Consider the following 20,413-nt stretch of genomic DNA (forward strand, 5'->3'; position numbering starts at 1 on the left):
TTACTCACCGGCCCCCCCCCTTTTACTCCCCTTGTGTCTCCACACTCTTCCCCCCCCCCCCGCTCTCCCTATCTGCCCCCCGCCCGGGCCCGCACCACTGCCCCCCGCCGGGTCCCCACCCGGCGGGCGACAGTCCGTTTGTCAAGCGATGCTTATGGCCGTGGCGAACACGCCGTCGTGGTGGACGAGGGCGGGGCCCTCGGCGGGGCCGCCACCGGACTGGACCTCGCCGATGACGAGGAAGTGGTCTCCGATCCGTTCGCACCGGGTCACGCGAGCGGTGAGCCAGGCAGGTACCCCGTCCAGCACGGGAAGCCCGTCGCCCGCGTCCTGCCAGGAGACGTCCGAAAAACGGTCGATGCCGCTGCGGGCGAACCGCTGGGCGAGCGCGGTGTTGTCGATGCCCAGCACATGGACGGCGAAGCGGTCCGCGCGCTGGACGGCGCCGGCGGTCGAGGCGGTGGTGCCCAGATAGAACGAGACCAGGGGCGGGTCGAGCGAGACCGAGGTGAACGAGGTCGCGGTGAACCCGGCGGGACCCGGCACGGTGATGACCGTGACGCCGGCGGCGTGACGCCGCAAGGTACGGCGCAGGATGTCGCCCCCTTCGGCTCCGGTGAGGGCGGTGTCCGGTTCGGCGGGGCGGTCGGTGGACACGGTCATACCGCTTCCCTTCGTACGGTGGTGTCGGGCGGTCAGGAATGTGCGGGTGGCGCGCCGCTTTCGAGGGTGAGGAGGGGGCGCAGTGTCCTGTCGGCGCGCAGGCGTTCCAGCCACAGCACGACGGTGGCAGCCGTGGTGCGGTGCGTGGCGTCGTTCAGCACGTCGTGCACGCCCTCGTGGAGCACGCCGAAGGTCGCGCGCGGCAGCCGGCCGGCCAGTTCGCGGGCCTGCTCCAGCGGGGAGACCGGGTCCGCCTCGCCGTGCAGGACCAGGGCGGGCAGGTCGGGCCGGGTCTCGGGGAGCAGATGTGCCGGTACGGGGCCGAAGAGGCGTCCTCGTACGAATGCCTGGTCGTCGGTGATGCGCTTGCGGTGGGTCGGGCATGCGGTGCGCGCCGCCAACTCGGCGTCCCAGCCAGGGGCCTCACCGGTGCCGGCGGATCCGGTGGGCGGCGTGGGGCCGGTAGGCGGCGTGAGTGCGGTTCCGGCGAGGATGAGGCCTGCCGGTGCCAGTGGCGGATCGGCGGCAGCGGCCGCGTGCAGGGCCTGAAGGGCGCCGGTGTCGCTGCCGACCAGGACGAGCGGGGCGACCGAGTGTTCGCCCACCGCTGCCCGCGCCGCGACCAGCACCTCCCACGCCGTGGACTCCGGGGTCGTGCCGAGGGCGTGCACGACATAGCCGTCGGTCGCCAGCCGGCGGCCGAATCGCTCGTACGTGCCGCCGTGTTCGCCGCGACCGGGCAGGACGAGCAGGGTACCGCGCGGCGCGATTCCGGCGGGCGGCTGCCAGCTGTGGACCGTGGTGGCGGGTGCGGTGGTCATCGGGCGTTTCCCACGGTGGTGAGGGCGGACGGGGCGGTGGCGGCGCGGTGGGCGAGCTCCTGGCGTACGAGGGGAATCAGGTGGCGGCCGTAGTCGATGGCGTCGTCGAGAGGGTCGAAGCCACGGATGAGGACGGTGGTGACGCCGATGTCGACGTAGTCGAGCAACGCCTGGGCGACGGTCTCCGGGGTGCCCACGAGGGCTGTGGTGTTGCCGCCCGCGCCGGTCGCGGTGGCGGTGGGGGTCCACAGTGCGCGGTCGTGGAGGTCGGCCTTGGCGGCGGCCGCGAGCAGCCGCCGGGACCCGGCGTTCTGGGGCGTGTGCTCGCCGTTCTGTTGGTGGAAGAAGGGGCGTCCCGCGCCGGCCTTGATGGTGTCCAGGATGCGGTGGGCCCGTTCCCAGGCCAGTTCCTCGGTGGGGGCGAGGATCGGGCGGAAGGACACGCTGATCCCAGGTGGCTCGGCGCGTCCGGCGGCCGCCGCGGCAGCGCGTACGGAGGCGATCTGCTCGGCGGTCTCCGCGAGCGGTTCGCCCCACAGCGCGAAGGTGTCGGCGTGCTTGCCGCCCACCCGGTAGGCGGCCTCGGAGGAGCCGCCGAAGTACAGCGGGATACCGGACGCGCGGAAGGGGAGCACCTGGGCGGAGTAGTCCTCGAACCGGTAGTGGCGCCCCTCGTGGCTGAACGGCTCGGTGGAGGACCAGGCGGTGCGCAGGATGCCCAGGTACTCGTCGGTGCGGTCGTAGCGCTCCTCCTTGTCCAGGTAGTCGCCGTCCTTGCGCTGTTCCGCGTCGTTGCCGCCGGTGATGGTGTGCACGGCGACGCGGCCGCCGGTGAACTGGTCGAGGGTGGCGAAGCTCCGGGCGGCTAGGGTGGGGGCGATGAAGCCGGGGCGGTGGGCGATGAGCAGCCCGATCCGTTCGGTGCGGGCCGCGACATACGCGGCCACCTGGGGGCCGTCGGGCCGGCCGGAGCTGTAGCCGATGAGGATCCGGTCGAAGCCCGCGTCCTCGTGGGCACGGGCGAAGCGGGTGGTGTAGTCGGGGTCGACCGCCGGGCCGGTGGCGGGCCGGGTCTCGGAGGCCTCCTGGGTCCCGATCATGCCGATGAACTCGACCGGCGGTGCGGATGGTGCGGTCATGGGTCAGTTGCCTTTCGGTGCGGGCGGGTTGGACCTGGTGGAAGTGGCGGACGCGGTGGAGGCGGACCGGCGGGCCAGTGCCGCCCGGCCGGTCGCGGTGAGAACGGAGTCCTCCTGCGGGGTGTGCACGCGGCCGCAGAGCACGTCCCGGTGGTGCCGCTGGAGTGGGTTGGCGTGTGTGAGGCCGTGGTTGCCGGTGAGTGAGACGGCCTGGTCGACGGCGCTGATTGCGGCACGGATGCCGAGGACCTTGGCGGCGCCCGCGTGTTCGGCGGCCTCCGGGTCGCCCGCGTCGACGCGGGCGGCGAGGGCGTCCACGAGCGTGTCGGCGCCGATGAGGGCGGTTTCGATCTCGCCGACGGCGCTCTGGAAGCGGGGCAGGGTCGCGAGCGGCGCGCCGAGGGCGGTGGGCATGCGCTCGTGGAGGAAGCCGATCAGCCAGTCGCGGGCGGCGCCCGCGACACCGAGGTACAGCGCGGTCAGTCCGAGGGCGTTCCAGGCGCCGGTGACCGGGTCGGGGCGGGCGCCCGGCGTGTCGCCGGGCTCGGCGAGGTCGATGACGTCGCCGACGGGGACCCGTACGGAGTTCAGGATGACGTCGTCGCTGCGGCTGGCCCGCAGGCCGACATGGTCCCAGGTCGGCTCCACCGTCAGCCCGGGGCTGCCCGCGCGGACGATGAAGGTGCCGACGCGTACGGGCTCGCCACGGGTGGGCTCGGTGCGCGCGAAGACCAGCATGCGGCTGAGCCCCACCGCGCCCGTGGAGTAGATCTTCCGGCCCGTCAGCAGCCAGTGGTCGCCGTCGCGCCGGACGGTGGTGGCGGGCAGCCCACCGCGGATCGGGCTGCCCAGTTCCGGCTCGACCCGCAACGCGTTGACCAGGGCCGGGCCCGCGGCCGCCTCGCCGAGCAGGTCGGCGTAGGCGGTGGCGGGCCAGGCGGGCGTACGGGCCTCAGCGGCGTGCACGAACAGGGTCATGGCCGTCACCAGGGCCACGGCCGGGTCCCCGGCGCCGAGGGCGCGCAGGATGCGGACGGTGTCCGCAAGTCCGGCCCCGGGACCGCCGTGCCGCGCGGCGACGGTGGCGGTGAGCAGTCCCGCTTCGTGGACGAGGGCGACCCCTTCGGTAGGAAAGGAGGCGTCACGGTCGTGTGTGGGGGCGCGGGCGGCCAGCGCCGCGGTGAGCGCGGGGAGCCGGGCGGGATCCGGGAGCGGGAGCGCGGTGGGGCGGTGGGTCCGGGCGGTGGTGGAGGTCACAGGGTCTCCGGGGTGGCTGTCTCGTGGGCGGTGGTCGTGCGGTGCGCGGTGCCCGCGGCGGGCCGGGTCCCGGGGGGCGTGGCGAGCAGGCGCGGCGGACGCCGGACCGTCACCGGCGGGTGCTCGCCCGCGTACTTCTCGGCCTGGACGAGCGCGTGCTGGCCCGTGCACCCCTGGGTCAGGCGGGAGCTGGGGATGTCGGCGGTGAGGGTGTTCGGGTTGCCGTGTGCGCACAGCACGCCGTCACCCTCCGGTACGGGGTCGAACCAGGCCCCGGTGGGCAGCCTCAGGACGCCGCGCCGCAGCCCGTCGCTGAGTACCGCGCCCGCGAGCACCGCGCCGCGGTCGTTGAAGATCCGGACGACGTCGCCGTCCTGGATGGAGCGGTCGGCTGCGTCGTCCGGGTGGAGTTCGACGGCTTCGCGGCCCGCGACTTTGGCGGCGAGGCTGAGCGCGCCGACGTCGTGCTGGCTGTGCAGCCGGGAGGCGGGCTGGTTGGCGATCAGCAGCAGGGGGTGCCGGTGGGCGTCGGGGCTGCCGGGCCACTCGTCCGGTTCCAGCCAGGCGGGGTGGCCGGGGCAGTCGGGGAGGCCGAGGGCGGCGATGGTGGCCGAGAAGACCTCGATGCGGCCGCTCGGGGTGTCCAGCGAGTGGGCTCGCGGGTCGCGCCGGAAGTCCTCGAAGAGGGTGAAGTGGCGCGGGCCTTCGGGCAGCCGGTACTCCCCGGCCGTCCAGAACTCTTCGAACCGGGGCACGTCCTGGTGGCCGAGGTCGCGCATCCGCCCGCGCCACTCGCCGTAGAGGTGCTCCAGCCACTGGCGCGGGGTGCGGCCCTCGGTGAAGCGGTCGGCGAAGCCGAGGCGGGCGGCCAGGGCGGCGAGGACGGTGTGGTCGTCGCGGGCCTCGCCGACGGGGTCGACCGCGCGGTGCATGGCGATCAGGTGGGTGTCGCGCCGCCCGCCGCCCATGTCCTCGCGTTCGAGGGTGGTGGTCGTGGGCAGGACGATGTCGGCGTGGCGTGCGGTGGAGGTCCAGTACGGCTCGTGGACCACGATGGTGTCCGGGCGGCCGAAGGCCCGCCGCAGCCGCCCCAGGTCCTGGTGGTGGTGGAAGGGGTTGCCGCCGGCCCAGTACACCAGCCGGATGTCGGGGTAGGTGCGGCGCTCACCGTCGTAGTCGTAACGCTCCCCCGGCGACAGCAGCAGGTCGGCGATGCGGGCGCAGGGGATGAACTCCGCGACGGGGTTGGGGCCCTGGGGCAGCCGGGGCAGGGGCAGCTGGGGGCCGTGGTCGCCGACGTCGCCCATCGAGCCGTAGCCGTGTCCGAAACCGCCGCCGGGTAGGCCGATCTGGCCGAGCATGGCGGCGAGGGCGAGCCCGCCCCAGACGGGCTGTTCACCGTGCTGGGCGCGCTGGAGGGACCAGGTGACGGTGACCAGGGTACGGCCGGCGGCCATCCGGCGGGCGAGGCCGCGGATGTCCTCGCCGGGGATGCCGCAGATGCGGGCGGCCCAGTCGGCGCTCTTGGGCGTGGCGTCGGTGTGTCCTTCGAGGTAGCGGGCGAACACGTCGAAGCCGGTGGTGCAGCGGTCGAGGAAGGCGCGGTCGTGCAGTCGCTCGCTCAGGAGGGTGTGTGCGAGACCGAGCATGAGCGCGGTGTCGGTGGCGGGGGCGACCGGGTACCAGGTGGTGTCCAGATCCTCGGGCAGGTCGGCGCGGAGCGGGCTGACCAGCGCGACGTGGGTGCCCGCGGCGGCGAGTGCGTCGAGGTGGCCGGGGGTGTGGTGGCGGGTGATACCGCCGGGGGTGACGTACACGTTCTTGGCGGGGATACCGCCGAACGCCACGATCAGCTCGGTGTGCTCGGCGATGGTGGGCCAGCTGCTCGCGGAGCGCAGCACGGCTTCGGCGCCCGCGGGCCCCACGAGATGGGGCAGCAGGACCAGCGAGGCGCCGAGGCTGTAGCTGTTGCGGGAAGCGGTGTAGCCGCCGTACTGGGCCAGGAAGCGGTGCAGCTGGCTCTGGGCGTGGTGGAAACGCCCGGCCGAGCCCCAGCCGTACGAGCCTCCGAAGACGGCCTGCGGGCCGTGTTCGTCGCGGACGCGGGCGAGTTCGGCCGCCACGAGGTCGAGCGCCTCATCCCAGCCGACCTCGACGAAGGGCTCATGGCCGCGCCCGCCGGAGGGAGCGGGTCCGTGGTCGAGCCAGCCCTGGCGCACGGCGGGCCGCCGCACGCGGGTGGGGTGGCGCAGTGCTCCTTCGATGTTGCCCAGCAGTGGGGACGGCGACGGGTCCTCGGGATGCGGCCGGATGCCGAGGCCGCCGTCGGGCCGCGGGCGCACGCTGTAGGCCCCCCAGTGGGAGGTCGTGGGCCGCGCCGGGGCTGCGGAGTCGCCGCTCATACGGGGATCACCGCCTCGTCGCCGGCGGGCTCTTCGGCGGCCAGGCCCGCGCGCCAGGTGGCGGCGTGGTGGCAGGCGACCGTACGGCCTGTCCCCTCCTCGTCCAGCGCGGTGGGCAGGGCGACGGGCCGGGGCTCGTCACGGCAGTGTGCGCCGGCGAACCGGCATCGGGGCGCGAAGACGCAGCCTTCCCCGTCCGGCCAGGGCTCGCGGTCCGCGCGCGGGCGCAACTGGGTCAGGGGCACCGCGTGTTCGCCACGGACGCTCGGCGCGGAGGCGGTGAGCAGGGCGGTGTACGGGTGCCTGGGGCGCTCCAGTACGTCGCTGACGGGGCCCTGTTCGACGAGTCGGCCGCGGTAGAGGACGGCGACCCGGTCGGCGATGCCGGCCAGTGTGCTCAGGTCGTGGGAGATGACGACGATGGCGAGGCCGAGTTCGCGGCGCAGCCGGTTGAGCAGGTTGAGCACGAGGTTGCGGTTGGACGCGTCCAGGGCGCTGACCGGCTCGTCGCTGAGCAGCAGCCGGGGCCGGGTGACGATGGCGCGGGCCAGGGAGACGCGCTGTCGCTGCCCGCCGGAGATCTGGCCGGGCACGCGCGATCCGATCGCGGCGGCGTCCAGGCCGACGAGGGTCAGTGCCTCGTCGGCCCGCTCGGCCCGCTCCCGCCTGCCGAGCTCCCCCGCGATCGCGAGCGGCTCGGCCACGATCTGTCGTACCGTCAGGTCCGCGTCCTGGGACCGCAGCGGGTCCTGGAACATGTACTGCACGCGCCCGGAGCGCCGGAAGGCTCGCAGTTCCCCGCCGCGCAACCCGGTCAGTTCGCGTCCGTCGAAGCGGATCCGCCCGCTGTCGGGGGCCACAAGCCCGACGGTGGCGCGTGCCAGGGTGGTCTTGCCGGAGCCGGTCTCGCCGATGACCCCGACGATCTCCCCGGCCCGTACGGTCAGGTCGACATCGGAGAGAACGCGGGTGGCGCCCGCGCGCCGCCAAGAGGTGGCACGGCGACCGTACGAGACGGACAGTCCGCTGATCTGCAGCAGCGGCGCCGCCTCCCCTCTCGTGGTGTCCTCGATCCCGAGGACACCCGCGCAGACACCCGCGCCGTCCCCGGGCCGGGAGGGGTGGGCGCTGGTCATGCGGGGGCTCCTTCGGGCTCGGGCGCGGGGGCCACGGTGGCGGCCGACGGGTCGGGCAGCCCGGCGGGGCGCAGGCAACGAGCCCGGCGCCGGTCACCGGCGGTGCGGAGGGCGACGGGTGCCGCGGCGCACTGTGGTGTGGCGTACGCGCAGCGGTCGGCGAACCGGCAGCCGGGCAGTTCCGCACCGGTCTCTGGAGGCTGGCCGGGGATGACGTCGAGTTCACGGCGTCCCCATGTGCCGATCGAGGCGACATTGAGCAGTGCCTCGGTGTAGGGGTGTGCGGGCGCGGCGAGCACGTCGGCGGTGGGGCCGTCCTCCACGATCTCCCCCGCGTACATCACCAGGACGCGGTCGCAGTGCTCGGCGACCACCGCCAGGTCGTGGGTGACCAGCAGCAGCGCGAGTCCCCGCTCGACGCGCAGCCGCCCGAGGAGTTCGAGGATCTCGGCCTGGATGACGACGTCGAGCGCGGTCGTGGCCTCGTCGGCGATGAGCAGTTCGGGTTCCAGCGACACGGCGATGGCGATGAGGACCCGCTGGAGCATCCCGCCGGACAGCTCGTCCGGGTACTGGTGGAAGACCTCGTCGGGGCGGTGCAGGCCGACGGCCGAGAGCAGTTCGACGGCGCGGGCGTGCGCCGCGGACCGGGACAGGCCGCCGCCCACTCTCAGTTGCTCGGCAAGCTGGCGCCCGACTGTGAGGGAGGGGTTGAGGTACGAGGCGGGGTCCTGGAAGACCGCGCCGACGCGCCGGCCCCGGACGGCGTCCCACCCTCTGCGGGTGAGCGCGGTGAGTTCGGTGGCCGCGCCGTCGCCGTCGGCGTCCGTGCCCAGGCCGATCCTTCCGCCGGAGATCTCACAGCCGCCGGGCAGCACGCCAAGGACGGACCGGCAGGTCAGGCTCTTGCCGCTGCCGGACTCCCCCACCAGGCCGACGGCTTCGCCACGGGCCAGGGTGAACGACACCCCCCGGACGGCCTTCACCTGCCCGCCGATGGTGACCTCGAGGCCGTCGACGCTCAGTGCGGGACCGGCCCGCCCCTCGGCTCGGGACTCAAGCGGTCGGGACACGGCCGGCCTCCTTGGGGCTGGAGTGGGACGACGAGCGGGGGCGGGAAGTGGCACGGACGGCGGCGTCTCCCGCGCCCGGCGCGTCGCTGTCGCGGATCGCGTCCGCGAGGATGTTGAGGGCCCCGACGGTGATCATGATCGCGGCGCCGGGAATCAACGGGGCCCAGGGCTGCTGCGCGAGATAGCTCAGGTCGGAGGCGAGCATCCCGCCCCAGGTCGGGGCCGGTGGCTGGACGCCCAGGCCCAGGAAGGTCAGGGAGGCGACGACCAGGAGCGCCTGGCCGATGGCCTGTCCTGTGGTGACCGCGATGGTCGGCAGGATCTTGCTCCAGACGTGGGTGCCCAGGATCCGCCGTCGGGTCGCCCCCATCAGTTCGGCCGCCTCGACGTACTGGGCCTGCTTGAGCCCGAGGGCCGCCGCCCGCGTGACCCGGAAGTACAGCGGCGCGAACAGCACGCCGAGCGCGAGCATCGCCTGGTGCATGCCGTTGCCGAGCGCTCCGACCACCGCGATCGCGAAGACGGTGAACGGCATGATCATCAAGGTGTCGGCGGCGCGCTGGGTGCTCCACTCGACGGCCCGCCCCAGCCACACCGACGCCAGGCCCGGCACGATCCCCAGCAGCATGGCCGCGGCCACGGCCTCCAGCGCGCCCACGACGGACAGCCCGGTCCCGGCCAGCAGTCTGCTGAGGACGTCGCGCCCCAGATAGTCGGTGCCCAGGAGGTGTTCGGCGCTGGGCCCGCGCAGCATGCTGTCCGGGTGCTGCGCCAGCGGGTCGTACGGGGCGAGGGCGCCGCCGGCCACGGCCAGCACCGCGACCACGCCCAGGATGGCCAGCGCGACGCGGGCCGACGGCAGCCGCCAGGTGCGGCGCAGTGTTCTCAACGGGGGCTCCCTTCCCGCGCTGGGCCACGGCCCCCCGACGCCTGCCGGCGTGCGGCGGCCGGATTCAGGGCGGCGAGCGCCGCGTTGACCGCGAGGTTGGCGATGAGCACCACGCCGATGGTGACCAGCAGGGCACCCTGGATGACGGGGATGTCGTGCTCCTCGGCGGCCTGTAGCGAGAGCCGGGCGATACCGGGCAGGTTGAAGATCTTCTCGGTGACGACGGCGCCGCCGATGATCACCGGCACGCTCAGGCCCAGGACGCTCAGCGCGGGCCCGGCGGCGTTGCGCAGCACATGCCCGAACAGCACCCGCCGAGTGGAGAACCCCCGCATCTCCGCGCCGGTCACGTAGTTCTCGCGCAGCGCCCCGACGAGCGAGGTGCGCAGCTGACGGGCGATGGCGGCGGCCGCGTCCAGGCTGAGGGCGACGGCGGGCAGGAGCGCGTACCGCAGCCACTGCCCCGGGCTCTGCCCGAGCGGTACGTACCCTCCGGTGGGCAGCGTGCCGAGTTGCACCGCGAAGACCACGATCAGCACGATCCCGATGAGGAACGGCGGCAGGGTGGCCAGCACCGAGCAGAAGAGGGTGATGGCCCGGTCGAGGCGTCCGCCGTTGTTCATCGCGGCCGCGATGCCCGCGCCGCCGCCCAACACCACGGCGAGCAGCAGCGCGAGACCGGCGATGGACAGGTCCACCGGCAGCGCTTGGGCGATGCTGTCGGCGACGGGAACGCCGGTGAACCAGGAGACGCCCAGGTCGCCGGAGAGCGCGTTGCCGAGCCAGCTCAGGTACTGCGCGTACAGGGGCCGGTCGAGGCCGAACTGCGCCTCCACGCGGGCGATTTCCGCCGGAGTCGCGTTGTCACCGAGCACGGCGGCTGCCGGGTTGGCGTCGGAGAGGGCGCCGAGGGCGAAGGTGAGGAGCGAGGCCAGCAGCAGGACCGTCGCGGTGGCCGCGAGCACCCGGCCAAGCGCGCGGGGCGCGCGGGCCAGCCGCCGCGTCACCGCTGCCGGCGGTGAGGGCCACGCCGGCCGTGCCCGCTTCGGCGGCGGCGCCGACCCGCGCGGCCGGGCCCCTTTCCGGCCGTCGCCCGTCAGGGCGGGAGCGCTCATGAGACGGTGACCCCCTCGAACCGCTGGACGACGCTGTAGTGCGGGATCTCGGAGACCTTGGGGTTGCGGGCCAGGATCCGCGGGATGGTGTACAGGAAGATGTTCGGCATGGTCCGTACGGCGATGCCGACCGCTTTCTGGAGCCGTTCCGGGTACTCGGCGGCGTCCAGCGGGGTGCGGCGCACGACCTCGAGCGCCTTCTCCAGCTCGGGCGAGGTGGTGCGGCCGATGTTCATCAGCCCTTGCTTGCCGAAGAGCACCTGGAAGGCCTGGGTGGCGGACTCGCGCCCGGCGAACTGGTCGAGGTAGAAGGACTTGCTCCGCTGGACGTAGACGATCTGGGTGGCACGGGCCTTGGGGATGGATTCGAGCTTCGCCGTGACGCCGACCTTCTTCAGCTGGGCCTGGATCAGCTCCGCGACGCCTTCGGCGTTCTGTGCGGTGAGCGTGATTTCAAGACCGTCCGCGTGACCCGCCTTGGCCAGCAGCTCCTTCGCCTTCTCGGGGTCGTAGGGGAACAGCTTCTCCAACTCGGGGTCATGGCCCGGATAGCCCGCAGGGAAGGGCTGGTGGGAGACCTCGCCGTAGCCGAAGGCGCCGGTCTTGAGAAGTTGCTCGCGGTCGATCGCGTGCTTCAGGGCGCGGACGACGTCGGGGTCGTCGAACGGCTCCCTGCCGTTGTGCACATCGATGACGGACACCACCATGGAGGGGATGACCTGCACCTTCAGCCCGGCCTTCCGCGCCGCCTCGACCTGGCTCCCGGGGATCTGCGCGACGTTGTACTCGCCGGACTTCAGGGAGGCGACGACCGTCGAGGGCTCGGGAAGCGGGTGGACCTCGAAGTTCTCCACCTTGATCTGCCCGGCGTCCCAGTAGTCGGGGTTGCGGCGAAGCACCGCCTTGGAGTTCTGGACGTAACTGACGAGGGTGTACGGGCCCGCGCCCGCGGGCTTGGTGGCCAGGCTCGCCGGGTCGCTCTCGAAGACCTTGTGGTTGACGACCATGCCGGTCTTGCCGGCGAGGAGAGCGGGGATCTGGAAGTCGGGCTCGGCCAGGCGCAATTCGACGGTGTGGTCGTCGACTGCGGTGACCTTTTCGACACCGGTGAGCTGGGGGGCGACCAGCGACTTCTCGTCGTCACGGCCGCGTTCGAGGCTCTTCTTCACGGCGGTGGCGTCCAGCGGTGTCCCGTCGCTGAACTTCAGGCCCTTGCGGAGGGTGAAGCGGACCACGGTCCCGTCGTCGTTGTACGTCCAGGAGCCGGCGAGGGCGGGGACCGGGTCGCCCTTGGGGTCGAGCTTGGTGAGCGCGGCGTAGACCAGCGAGAGGTCGTGTACGTCCCATCCGGCGGTCGAGGTGACCGGATCCCAGGAAGTCGGCAGCTGCCAGCCCCACTTGAGGGTGGCGGCCGCGCCTGCGGCGCCCGTCGTGGACTGGCCTCCGCAGGCGGTGAGGGCGAGCGCCGCTCCGGCGCCGAGGGAGAGCCCGAGGAAGGAGCGCCGGCCGAGGCCGGAGCCGGAACCGGAGCTGGACGGGGGGAGGTCGGTGATGGGAGGTGGGAAACGGTGGTTCGGCACGGGGGCGCGCACCTTTCTCGGCCGTGCCGGTCCTCTCGGGTACGCGGGCAGAGCCGTACGGCGCCTGGTGGGGCGCGAGGCGGAAGAGGGCGGAGGCAGGGGTGTTACGGGAACCGGAGGTTGGGGGATAGGCCGGTCGGGCTCGTGCGGTGCGTCGGCCCACCTGCCGCACCTCTCGGTGTCGCCATGGGGGCCGCGGCGTGGCGGGAATGCCTCCGGGCGCTGACGCCCTCGAGGGCTACCGCCGCGGGCTGCGACACGCCGCGAACGGCTCGCTGTTTGTCCGGCCAGATGTCATACCGCGGCCCGAGAGCCGACGACCGGATCTCCGGGCGGGAATTGAGGAAGTTTCCCAGGCCCGCCCGGCGGGAGGGGACGCCTTCCGGCTACGGCGTGCCAAGCCTCCCCGGACGGCGAGACCGCCGGATCAGCGACAGAGGGCGCTGGAGGTACGCAGGTAGTCCACGTAGCGACAGAGCACGCCCGGATGCGTCGAATGCATGTCCCACATCGTCGTGGTCGCAGGAGCCGCTGTCAATGGACACCTCGAGGTGTCTCATTGTTCGGTCCCCGACGACCTGCGCTTTCGTCAACGCGTCAGGCCACCCTGCCGCACGGCGGGGTGGAAGCGCGCCTCGTCGGGGTGCAGCCACAGCGGGCCGTTCCCCGTCTCGATCCGGACGGCCTCGCCCGGCGGGGCCGGCGCGTCGGACACCCCAGCGAGCAGGGTCAGTTCGGGCCCGGTCAGACTCCGCCAGCGCTTCAGCGCCTCACCCGCCGACATCGCCACGGGGTCGGGCAGGGCCACGCCCCCGGCAGCGGCCCTCGCGGCGTCGAGGTAGAACGCGAAGGGACGCCAGCCCGGCACGCACACCCGGCCACCGGGCCCGTCCAACAGGAGCGTCGGCAGGGCGTATCGGCGCCGCTCCCCGACCTCCTTGGCCCGTCCGCCGTGCGGCCCCGGGGCGTCCAGGCCGATCACCTCGGGGATCGGCCGCCGGGTCTCGGCCCAGTCCTCGCGGACCGCCTCCCGGACCCGCGAGGACCCGAGGTCGCGCAGCAGCCGTTCGACGTCCAGACCGGACACGCCGCACACGGCGTCGCGGATGCCGTCCTCAGTGTCAGCGGGAGAACCCAGAACGAAGGTGGTCTCCCGCAGACGTCGCAGCACCCGCTCCGCGACGTCCGCGCCCTGCGCCTCCGACGCCTTGGCGGCGAGGGAGGCGGGCCAGCTGCTGCGTGTCAGCCAGTGCAGCCGGTGCGCGTACGGCGCGCCAGTGTGAAGGGCGACATCACCAATGAACCGCTGGTACCAGCGGGCCTCGGCATCCGGGTCCGGGGCGGGGTCGTCGTCCTCGTCGAAGAGGATGCCGAACGCCCGCCGCCACGCGGCGCGCGGCCCGAGCGTGTGCCGCAGCAGCCGGAAGGCCGGCTCCGAGCCCCAGGCCCACGGACAGGCCGCGTCGGTGAACTCGGTGATCCACAGGACCGGCGACGCCTCCCCTCCGTCCCCTCGTCGGACCTGCCCGCCGCTCTCCGCACCCACCCAGCTCATGCCGGCACCGCAGAGCCACGCGCCGCGGCGCCCTCGGGCGCTCCGCCGGCCGGCGTCTTCGCGCCCCGCTCCGCGAGTGCGGCGATGGTCGTCCGTCCGAGCACCTCGTACGCGGCGGCCTCGACCGAACGCCACAGCTCCGGAAGGCCCTCAGCGGCCCCCGGGTAGACCAGCGCATCCGGTCGCAGGCCCCGCAGGGTGAGGAACTCACCGTCGACGGCGGCCATCACCTCGGCGACAGTGATCATCTCCGCGTCGCGGCCGAGCCAGTAACCGCCCTCGCAGCCGCGCTGACTGCGGACCAGGCCCGCCTTCCGCAGGTCCTGGACGACCGACTTCAGGAAGCGGAACGGGATGTCCTGCGCGGAGGCTATGCCCTCGCAGGTCTGCGGCCGTTCGCTGTCCGCCGCGAGTTCGACGAGCGCCCGCACCGCGTAGTCCGCCTTCGCCGAGATCTGCATGTGCACCGTCTCTCCGGGGGGTTCTGTCCGTGGCCGCCACCGCGTGCGAAGGGGGAAACGCCAGCTCGGCGGCAATGGACACATCTTGACATCCATTCGCGCGGCTCTCTACGGTCGGCGCCGGGACCGCACGCCCGGCGCTGCCCATTCCCGCACCGCTCCCTCGGGCGAACAGGCCCAGATCGACGCGACCTCACCCTCCCCCACCCCGACGAGCAGGAACTCACATGCCTTCCCCCGCCTCACCCCAGTCCGGCAGCGCTCCCTCCGGTGATCACGCCGCCGAGCACCAGAAGGACGACTTCCACCCCGATCTCCCCGACCACGACAAAGGCGGTGCCTCGCTGCCGCTCCACGCACGGCTGCACCACATCCGCCCCGACACCCTCGACGGCGACACCGCGCAGACCGGCGGAATGCGGCGTTTCGCCGCGATCAGCGGCCGCAGCGTCGGCTCGGAACGCATCTGGATGGGCCAGACGCATGTCGCCCCCGACACCGCATCCTCCAACCACCACCACGGAGCCTCCGAGACGGCGATCCACGTGGTGAAGGGACACCCGGAGTTCGTCTTCCTCGACGACTCCAGCGGCACGCCCGAGGAGGTCCGCATCCGCACCTCGCCCGGCGACTACATCTTCGTACCGCCGTACGTCCCGCACCGCGAGGAGAACCCCAGTCCGGACGAGGAGGCCGTCGTGGTGATCGCCCGCAGCACCCAGGAGGCCATCGTCGTCAACCTGCCGGAGCTGTACGTGCTCGACACCGGCGCCCAACAGCGATGAACACCAACCGGACTGAGCGCGCCGGTGGACGGCGCAGTACCGGCCCTGCGCCACAGCGGGCCGTTCCGCGAGGCAAGCGCAAGTCCGGCAAGCAAGTTTATCTCGGCGCCACGTTCCCCGGCGTGAACAGCGACACCGTGTGGAGCGATCCGCTCGGGCTGAAGGGTGTCAATATTCCGATTAGGCTGCTGAGCTGGGCGTTTCCTTTGGATGATGAGGCAACCGGGGTGACAGGGTGCGGTACTCGTTGAGCAGTCCGCCAAGTACCTGGCGGCGCCTGACGCGGGTGGCGGGCAGGAAGATGACGTTCGGGTCGTCGTCGGGTGCTCGTAGGCCGAAGCTGCGGTGGGCCCGTCCGGTGTTGTAGTGCTGGGCGTACGTGGTGAGGACCGTGCGCAGGTGTCGTTCGCCGGTGATGAGGAGCCGGTCGGTGCACTCTGCGCGGGCTGTGCGTATCCATCGTTCGGCGAACGCGTTTGACCGTGGGCTTTGCGGCGGAGTCGGGATGACGGCTGTACCTTTATCGGCGAAGACGGCGTCGAACGCGGCGGTGAACTTGCTGTCCCGGTCCCGGATGAGGAACCGGAAGCAATCCGCCCTGTTCTCGAGGTCCATGAGCAGGTTGCGGGCGAGTTGGGTGACCCATGCGCCGGTCGGGTGGGCGGTGACACCCAGGACATGGACGCGCCGGGTGGCGATCTCCATGACGAAGAAGACGTAGAGACGTCGGAGGAAGACGGTCTCCACGTGCATGAAGTCGCAGGCGAGCAGCGTGTGGGCCTGTGAGCGGAGGAAGGAGCGCCAGGTCTGCTGGGAGGCGCGCTGCGGTGCGGGTGGCAGGCCGGAGCGGCGCAGGACGCGCCGGATCGTGGCGGCGGCGATCCGATGGCCAAGCCGTCGCAGTTCACCTTGGAGGCAGGTGCCGTGCGAGAGCGGAGAGCACGGCACGGTCAGCCCATGAGAGCCGCGGCCGCTCTACCTGCCGACGAAGCACAGCGACCTCATGACGAAGGGCAAGGATCTCGGCGTTGCGGTCGATCGGCCCAGCAAAAGCAAGCAGCCCAACAGCCGGCAGAAGACCAGGTAAAGCAGTCGCAGACCCACGATCACTGATCATGCCCACACTTGAGCGATCACAAAGCCCCAGGTCAACCACCGTACGGCAATAAAGACACCCTTCAGGCATCCTCCACGAATACAGACATGCCGCGTGACCTGCACGGACGAGGTATTCGGCAAGCGCAGTGCTGGGCCAGGTAGCGGGCCAGCTGGGTAGCGGCCAGCAGGTAGTTGTAGCGGGTGGGTTTGTCCCGCACCGCTTCAGCAGCCTGCCGGTCGGTCAGGTTCTCCGCCATCTGCAGCACCGTGACCAGTGCCAAGCGGCCCGGTGACCAGCCACGCGGCCCCGTCACCGCGAACGCTTCCGCGAACTCGGCATCCGCGAACAACTCACCCAGCCGATCACGCACCACAACCGGCAACGGCACCTGACGTCCCCGGTACTTCGCCCGCACCGCCCGAGCCACCTCCGGCGCCGGCCCCGGCCACGACCGCGGCTCCATCGACACCGTGCCCCTCCCACTCCGTGACCGGGAACGAGAAAGACCGGCCACCAGACCAGCCTGCCGCAACAATCAACACCCCGACCAGCCCAAACGGTAAATGGGCAACAGGATCGTGTCGCTTGCCAAAACCCCATCCGCGCTGATGGGAAGCGGTGAGCGGGTTGTTCGGACTTCGACGGCGATCGCTTGAACCTACCCTCTCGCGTGGGTATCGATCGCGCGGAATGATGTTCGGTCGTGCTGCTGCGACTGGGCTACCTGGCTGTGACTCACGCGTTCGCGATGCTCCGCCTGCTGCCTACGAGCGACCTGTGGGACTCTGTCGCCCGATTCGGTCGACCTGGCCCAACCGGTAGGCCGCTGACGCTGAATGCTCAGGTCACGCTGATCGAATCGGGCCTCACCGCGAATCGGGCGACAGAGTCCCACAGGTACTGCGCCTGATACCGAAGGGGCCGCCCAGGCGAGATGCCTGTGCGTGCGCCACGCCGCGCCCCCGCGGTCCGTGTGCGGCTCAGGGCGTCCGGAGCGTCGCCAGATAGGTGGACACCAGTGTGCGGGCCCAGTCGGCGGAGGCAGGCTCGGGGGTGAAAATGGCGCGGTAGTAGAGCGGGCCGAGGAGGAAGTCCGCCGCGGTCTCCACGTCGAGTGCCGTCCCCCCGCGGTCCTGTTCGCGCCGGATGATCGCGCCGAGCTGGCGGTGGCGGTCCTCGACGCAGGCGCAGCCGCCCGCCGGGCCGGAGCCGATGGTCGCCCGCATGAGGGCGAGCGTGTCCGGGTCGGCGACGTCGGTGGCCACATCGGCGAGCCAGCGCTGGAGGTCGCGGGCGAGGGAGCCGGAGTCGGGGACGACCAGGTCGCCGGTGAAGCGGCTGGTGGCGACGTCGTTGAGTAGCTGGGCGGCGGACCCCCAGCGCCGGTACAAGGTGGTGGGGTGCACGCCGGCGCGCGCGGCCACGGCGGGCAGGGTCAGGGTCTCCGCATCCTCCTCGGCGAGGAGTTCTGCGACGGCACGGTGGACGGCCGCCCGCACCTTCGCGGAGCGGCCGCCGGGACGTACCTGGGTCGACGAGTCAGCCATGGGGAAATTATCGCACTGATCATTGCGTTAGTGGTAGCGTCCTAAACGCATCGATCACTGCTTTTGGAGTCGCGTCGTGTCAGGTCCCGCCCCGTCCCAGCTCCAGCCCTCCCCGCCGCCCACCGCCCGGGTGGCGCCACCGGAGGAGAGGCGACGACGGCTGAGCCGTCCCGTCGCCTTCGCCTCCCTCGCGGTCGTCTTCGTGCTGTTCATGGCCGCCTCCAGCGCGCCCTCCCCGCTCTATGTCGTCTACCAGCAGGAATGGCACTTCTCCGCCACCACCCTTACCACGGTCTTCGCCGTCTACGTGCTCGGCATGATCGGGGCGCTGCTCGTCCTCGGCGCCCTCTCCGACCACCTCGGCCGCCGTCCGGTCCTGCTCTCCGCGATCGCCCTCGAAGCGGTCTCGATGGTCCTGTTCCTCACCGCGGGCAACGTCGGCCTGCTGCTGACGGCACGCTTCATCCAGGGCATCGCCACCGGGGCCGCCATGACCACGCTCGGCGCCGCCCTGTCCGACCTCAACCCCGCGCACGCCCCGCACCGGGCCGGCCTCGTCACGGGCACCGCACCCACCTTCGGACTCGGACTGGGCTCGCTCGGATGCGGGCTCCTCATCGAGTACGGGCCGCACCCCACCCGCCTCGTCTACGTGCTGCTGCTCCTCGCCCTCGTGGTGGCCGGCGCCCTCCTGTCGGCCCTGCCCGAGACCTCGCTGCGCCGCCCCGGCGCCGCCCGCTCGCTCCAGCCCCGCCTGCGGATCGCCCCCCACCTGCGGGCCGACCTGCTGAGCCTGGTCCCGATCCTCATCGCGAGCTGGGCGCTCGGCGGCCTCTACCTCTCCCTCGGCCCGTCCGTCGCCGTCGGCCTGTTCGGCCTCTCCAGCCACGTCGTCGGCGGACTCGTGGTCACCCTGCTCACCGGCCCGGCCTTCGTCACCGCCCTCGCCCTGCGCGGCTGGCCCGTCGGACGGACCCTCGCCGTCAGCGCGACCCTGCTCCTCGTCGGCACGGCCGTCGCCCTGACCGGTGTGGAGGAGCACTCCCTGACCGCGGCTGCGCTCGGAACCGCGATCGCGGGCGTCGGCTTCGGCGGCTCCGCCCTCGCCAGCTTCGGCACCCTGGCCCGGATAGCCCGCCCCGCCGAACGCAGCGAGCTGCTCTCCGTCGCCTTCGTCATCTCCTACCTGGCCTTCAGCATCCCGGCCGTGATCGCCGGCATCGCCGCCACGCACGCCGGTCTGCAGGACACGTTCGTCACCTACGCGGCGACGGTCGCCGCCCTCTGCGCCCTCGCCCTGCTCGCCCAGCGCCTGCGCACGACCCGCACCCCCGCGACCGGAGGTGTTCCCCAGGCGTGAGGAACCGCCCGGGAACCGGTCGCCGCGGCCCGCTCGAGGCCGCGGCGAGCGCGGTGCGTCGGACGTTCGGTTGCCGTCCGCCCGGTCTCAGCCCGGCCGGGAGGCGTTCGCGACGCGCTGGTTGTGCACCCGGAGGCGGACCACGGCGGCGTTCAGCAGCGGAGCGGACAGGTCGAGTCGCTTCGCCGCACGGGCAAGGGAGGCCATGACGTGCTCGACCTCCGTGGGCCGCACGTCCAGGACGTCCCGGTACATCGACGGGGCGAAGGGCGAACCCTCCTGCGTCACGGTGGCCTGCAGCGCGACGTAGGCGGCGTCGGGCAGGGGGTGACCGGCCGCGCCGGACACGGCGGCGGCCTCGGCGAGGACCGCGTCAGCGAACCCCTTGCCGCCGCTCACCGCCGCCACGTCACCGATGGTGCCCTGCGCGATGCAGGTGATGGTGGTGGTCGTGGCGATGAAGACCCACTTGTGCCACATCGACGTGAGGATGCGGTCGGAGACCTGGACGTCGAAGCCGGCGACGTCCAGCGCGGCGGCCGTGTCGCGTAGACGGGCCGTGTGTCCTCCGTCGAGTTCGCCGATCTCGAGGCTCGCGCCCGGTGCCGACACGGTGATCGCGCCGTCCGGGGTGAGCTGCGCCGCGACCTTCACGACGGCTCCGAGGACGGCTGAGGGGAACTGGGTGTCGATCACGTCGAGGTGGTCGATGCCGTTGAGGAAGGGGACGATCGCAGTGCGCGGGCCGACCGCCGGCTTGAGGTCCTGGAGGCCAGCTTCGAGGGAACCGGCTTTCACGGTCAGCAGGACCAGGTCGTAGGAACCGTCGAGTTCCGTGGCGGTGACCAGCTTCGGCTCCAGGCGTTCGGATCCCTCCAGTGTGGTGATGCGCAGCCCGTCGGCGCGCAGTTCGGCGGCGCGACGGGGGCGGACCAGGAACGTCACATCGCGTGCCGCGCGGGCGAGTCGGGCGCCGAAGTAGCCGCCGGTGGCACCTGCGCCGACGATGAGGATGCGTGTCATGTCTCCGTGTCCTTCACTGCGTTGCCGAGGGGCGGAGGCTCCAGCGGGTGTGTGGGTGAGTGCTTCAGCGCGGTTCGGTGAGCGGGGTGGCCGGGGCCCCCGCCGGGGCGGCGGTCTCGCGTGTGCGGGTGGCGGTACGGGTGATCCGCACGCCGACGACGGCCGTCGCGACGCTCAGCGCCGCCGCCACCAGCCATGCGGCACGGGAGTCCTGTCGCTGCGCGGGGCCGACGTGCGTGCCGACGATGGCGACGAGGAGCGCGACGCCCACGGTGGCGGATATCTGACGCACGGAGTTGACCAGGGCCGATCCGGTGGCCGCCCGGTGACCGGGCAGGGAGCTGACGCCGGCGGCGACCAGGGTTGCCCTTGCCGGAAACGTCATCCATGCAGGTCACGCCGCATGCCGGTACTCGTGGAGGATGCCGCCGAGGCGATCGTGTCGACGTATCTTGAGGTGGGCTAACGTGTCCGGATCGTCGATCGGCGGGGGCAATGGGTGCAGCGG

General features: G+C 72.4%; 18 protein-coding genes and 2 pseudogenes. 2 read left to right on the forward strand and 18 right to left on the reverse strand.

The features are described 5' to 3' along the window. Window positions 1-141: 141 nt before the first annotated feature. The 12 genes from ACWDSL_RS41330 to ACWDSL_RS41385 all read right to left on the reverse strand — a co-directional run bounded on the left by ACWDSL_RS41330 (window position 142) and on the right by ACWDSL_RS41385 (window position 14,091). Entirely contained in the window at window positions 142-663 is a 522-nt protein-coding gene (locus tag ACWDSL_RS41330; RefSeq protein ID WP_450493290.1) for a flavin reductase family protein, read from the reverse strand. 32 nt (window positions 664-695) lie between these two features. Then, window positions 696-1,484, reverse strand: a complete 789-nt coding sequence (locus ACWDSL_RS41335; RefSeq protein WP_450493292.1) for an alpha/beta hydrolase — start codon at window positions 1,482-1,484, stop codon at window positions 696-698. Then, complete coding sequence (locus ACWDSL_RS41340) at window positions 1,481-2,623, reverse strand: LLM class flavin-dependent oxidoreductase (protein WP_450493294.1); 1,143 nt, start codon at window positions 2,621-2,623, stop codon at window positions 1,481-1,483. Before ACWDSL_RS41340 ends, ACWDSL_RS41335 begins: the two co-directional genes overlap by 4 nt. A gap of 3 nt (window positions 2,624-2,626) precedes the next feature. Then, window positions 2,627-3,880 (reverse strand): acyl-CoA dehydrogenase family protein, encoded by a 1,254-nt coding sequence (locus ACWDSL_RS41345; protein WP_450493296.1) that lies wholly within the window; start codon window positions 3,878-3,880, stop codon window positions 2,627-2,629. After that, the gene (locus ACWDSL_RS41350; protein WP_450493297.1) at window positions 3,877-6,282 is read right to left on the reverse strand and encodes a molybdopterin-dependent oxidoreductase; all 2,406 of its coding nucleotides are present in this window, start codon (window positions 6,280-6,282) and stop codon (window positions 3,877-3,879) included. The genes ACWDSL_RS41345 and ACWDSL_RS41350 overlap by 4 nt, the downstream gene beginning before the upstream one ends. Continuing rightward, entirely contained in the window at window positions 6,279-7,418 is a 1,140-nt protein-coding gene (locus tag ACWDSL_RS41355) for an ABC transporter ATP-binding protein (protein WP_450493299.1), read from the reverse strand. The genes ACWDSL_RS41350 and ACWDSL_RS41355 overlap by 4 nt, the downstream gene beginning before the upstream one ends. Beyond that, window positions 7,415-8,491 (reverse strand): ABC transporter ATP-binding protein, encoded by a 1,077-nt coding sequence (locus ACWDSL_RS41360; RefSeq protein ID WP_450493300.1) that lies wholly within the window; start codon window positions 8,489-8,491, stop codon window positions 7,415-7,417. Before ACWDSL_RS41360 ends, ACWDSL_RS41355 begins: the two co-directional genes overlap by 4 nt. After that, entirely contained in the window at window positions 8,475-9,380 is a 906-nt protein-coding gene (locus ACWDSL_RS41365) for an ABC transporter permease (RefSeq protein ID WP_450493302.1), read from the reverse strand. Before ACWDSL_RS41365 ends, ACWDSL_RS41360 begins: the two co-directional genes overlap by 17 nt. Next, window positions 9,377-10,495, reverse strand: a complete 1,119-nt coding sequence (locus ACWDSL_RS41370) for an ABC transporter permease (protein ID WP_450493304.1) — start codon at window positions 10,493-10,495, stop codon at window positions 9,377-9,379. Before ACWDSL_RS41370 ends, ACWDSL_RS41365 begins: the two co-directional genes overlap by 4 nt. Continuing rightward, window positions 10,492-12,075, reverse strand: a complete 1,584-nt coding sequence (locus ACWDSL_RS41375; RefSeq protein WP_450493306.1) for an ABC transporter substrate-binding protein — start codon at window positions 12,073-12,075, stop codon at window positions 10,492-10,494. The genes ACWDSL_RS41370 and ACWDSL_RS41375 overlap by 4 nt, the downstream gene beginning before the upstream one ends. Before the next feature lie 589 nt (window positions 12,076-12,664). After that, on the reverse strand, window positions 12,665-13,630 hold the full coding sequence (locus ACWDSL_RS41380; RefSeq protein ID WP_450493308.1) for a DsbA family oxidoreductase: 966 nt from the start codon (window positions 13,628-13,630) through the stop codon (window positions 12,665-12,667). Beyond that, the gene (locus ACWDSL_RS41385) at window positions 13,627-14,091 is read right to left on the reverse strand and encodes an RrF2 family transcriptional regulator (RefSeq protein ID WP_450493321.1); all 465 of its coding nucleotides are present in this window, start codon (window positions 14,089-14,091) and stop codon (window positions 13,627-13,629) included. The genes ACWDSL_RS41380 and ACWDSL_RS41385 overlap by 4 nt, the downstream gene beginning before the upstream one ends. A gap of 227 nt (window positions 14,092-14,318) precedes the next feature. Between ACWDSL_RS41385 and ACWDSL_RS41390 the strand changes: the two genes are divergently transcribed. Continuing rightward, a complete protein-coding gene (locus ACWDSL_RS41390; RefSeq protein ID WP_450493310.1) occupies window positions 14,319-14,876 on the forward strand; it encodes a cupin domain-containing protein in 558 nt (185 codons plus the stop codon). A 180-nt stretch (window positions 14,877-15,056) separates the two neighbouring features. On the opposite strand, the gene ACWDSL_RS41395 is transcribed toward ACWDSL_RS41390, so the two are convergent. From ACWDSL_RS41395 to ACWDSL_RS41405, 3 genes and pseudogenes are all read right to left on the reverse strand, one after another. Beyond that, entirely contained in the window at window positions 15,057-15,824 is a 768-nt protein-coding gene (locus ACWDSL_RS41395; protein WP_450493312.1) for an integrase core domain-containing protein, read from the reverse strand. Between the two features lie 356 nt (window positions 15,825-16,180). Continuing rightward, a pseudogene (locus ACWDSL_RS41400) lies at window positions 16,181-16,438 on the reverse strand (IS1182 family transposase); the annotation flags it as partial. A 517-nt stretch (window positions 16,439-16,955) separates the two neighbouring features. After that, complete coding sequence (locus ACWDSL_RS41405; RefSeq protein WP_450493314.1) at window positions 16,956-17,522, reverse strand: TetR/AcrR family transcriptional regulator; 567 nt, start codon at window positions 17,520-17,522, stop codon at window positions 16,956-16,958. Between the two features lie 76 nt (window positions 17,523-17,598). Here ACWDSL_RS41405 and ACWDSL_RS41410 point away from each other — a divergent pair, with 76 nt between their 5' ends. Beyond that, window positions 17,599-18,882, forward strand: coding sequence for an MFS transporter (locus tag ACWDSL_RS41410; protein WP_450493316.1), 1,284 nt, complete (start codon window positions 17,599-17,601; stop codon window positions 18,880-18,882). 87 nt (window positions 18,883-18,969) lie between these two features. On the opposite strand, the gene ACWDSL_RS41415 is transcribed toward ACWDSL_RS41410, so the two are convergent. The 3 genes and pseudogenes from ACWDSL_RS41415 to ACWDSL_RS41425 form a co-directional block, all read right to left on the reverse strand. Next, window positions 18,970-19,905: a 2-dehydropantoate 2-reductase gene (locus ACWDSL_RS41415; RefSeq protein ID WP_450493318.1), complete on the reverse strand. Its 936-nt coding sequence runs from the start codon at window positions 19,903-19,905 to the stop codon at window positions 18,970-18,972. A 64-nt stretch (window positions 19,906-19,969) separates the two neighbouring features. After that, the gene (locus tag ACWDSL_RS41420; RefSeq protein WP_450493320.1) at window positions 19,970-20,290 is read right to left on the reverse strand and encodes a hypothetical protein; all 321 of its coding nucleotides are present in this window, start codon (window positions 20,288-20,290) and stop codon (window positions 19,970-19,972) included. A gap of 9 nt (window positions 20,291-20,299) precedes the next feature. Next, window positions 20,300-20,413 (reverse strand): annotated as a pseudogene (locus ACWDSL_RS41425) (integrase core domain-containing protein); the annotation flags it as partial.

Source organism: Streptomyces sp. NPDC000941 (assembly GCF_053599555.1).

Excerpts from the sequence above, each read along its gene's own strand:
- ACWDSL_RS41405 (WP_450493314.1), bottom strand. The coding sequence starts at position 17,522 with ATGGCTGACTCGTCGACCCAGGTACGTCCCGGCGGCCGCTCCGCGAAG.
- ACWDSL_RS41420 (WP_450493320.1), bottom strand. The coding sequence starts at position 20,290 with ATGACGTTTCCGGCAAGGGCAACCCTGGTCGCCGCCGGCGTCAGCTCC.
- ACWDSL_RS41335 (WP_450493292.1), bottom strand. The coding sequence starts at position 1,484 with ATGACCACCGCACCCGCCACCACGGTCCACAGCTGGCAGCCGCCCGCC.
- ACWDSL_RS41340 (WP_450493294.1), bottom strand. The coding sequence starts at position 2,623 with ATGACCGCACCATCCGCACCGCCGGTCGAGTTCATCGGCATGATCGGG.
- ACWDSL_RS41370 (WP_450493304.1), bottom strand. The coding sequence starts at position 10,495 with ATGAGCGCTCCCGCCCTGACGGGCGACGGCCGGAAAGGGGCCCGGCCG.
- ACWDSL_RS41390 (WP_450493310.1), top strand. The coding sequence starts at position 14,319 with ATGCCTTCCCCCGCCTCACCCCAGTCCGGCAGCGCTCCCTCCGGTGAT.
- ACWDSL_RS41355 (WP_450493299.1), bottom strand. The coding sequence starts at position 7,418 with ATGACCAGCGCCCACCCCTCCCGGCCCGGGGACGGCGCGGGTGTCTGC.
- ACWDSL_RS41380 (WP_450493308.1), bottom strand. The coding sequence starts at position 13,630 with ATGAGCTGGGTGGGTGCGGAGAGCGGCGGGCAGGTCCGACGAGGGGAC.
- ACWDSL_RS41350 (WP_450493297.1), bottom strand. The coding sequence starts at position 6,282 with ATGAGCGGCGACTCCGCAGCCCCGGCGCGGCCCACGACCTCCCACTGG.
- ACWDSL_RS41415 (WP_450493318.1), bottom strand. The coding sequence starts at position 19,905 with ATGACACGCATCCTCATCGTCGGCGCAGGTGCCACCGGCGGCTACTTC.
- ACWDSL_RS41385 (WP_450493321.1), bottom strand. The coding sequence starts at position 14,091 with ATGCAGATCTCGGCGAAGGCGGACTACGCGGTGCGGGCGCTCGTCGAA.
- ACWDSL_RS41330 (WP_450493290.1), bottom strand. The coding sequence starts at position 663 with ATGACCGTGTCCACCGACCGCCCCGCCGAACCGGACACCGCCCTCACC.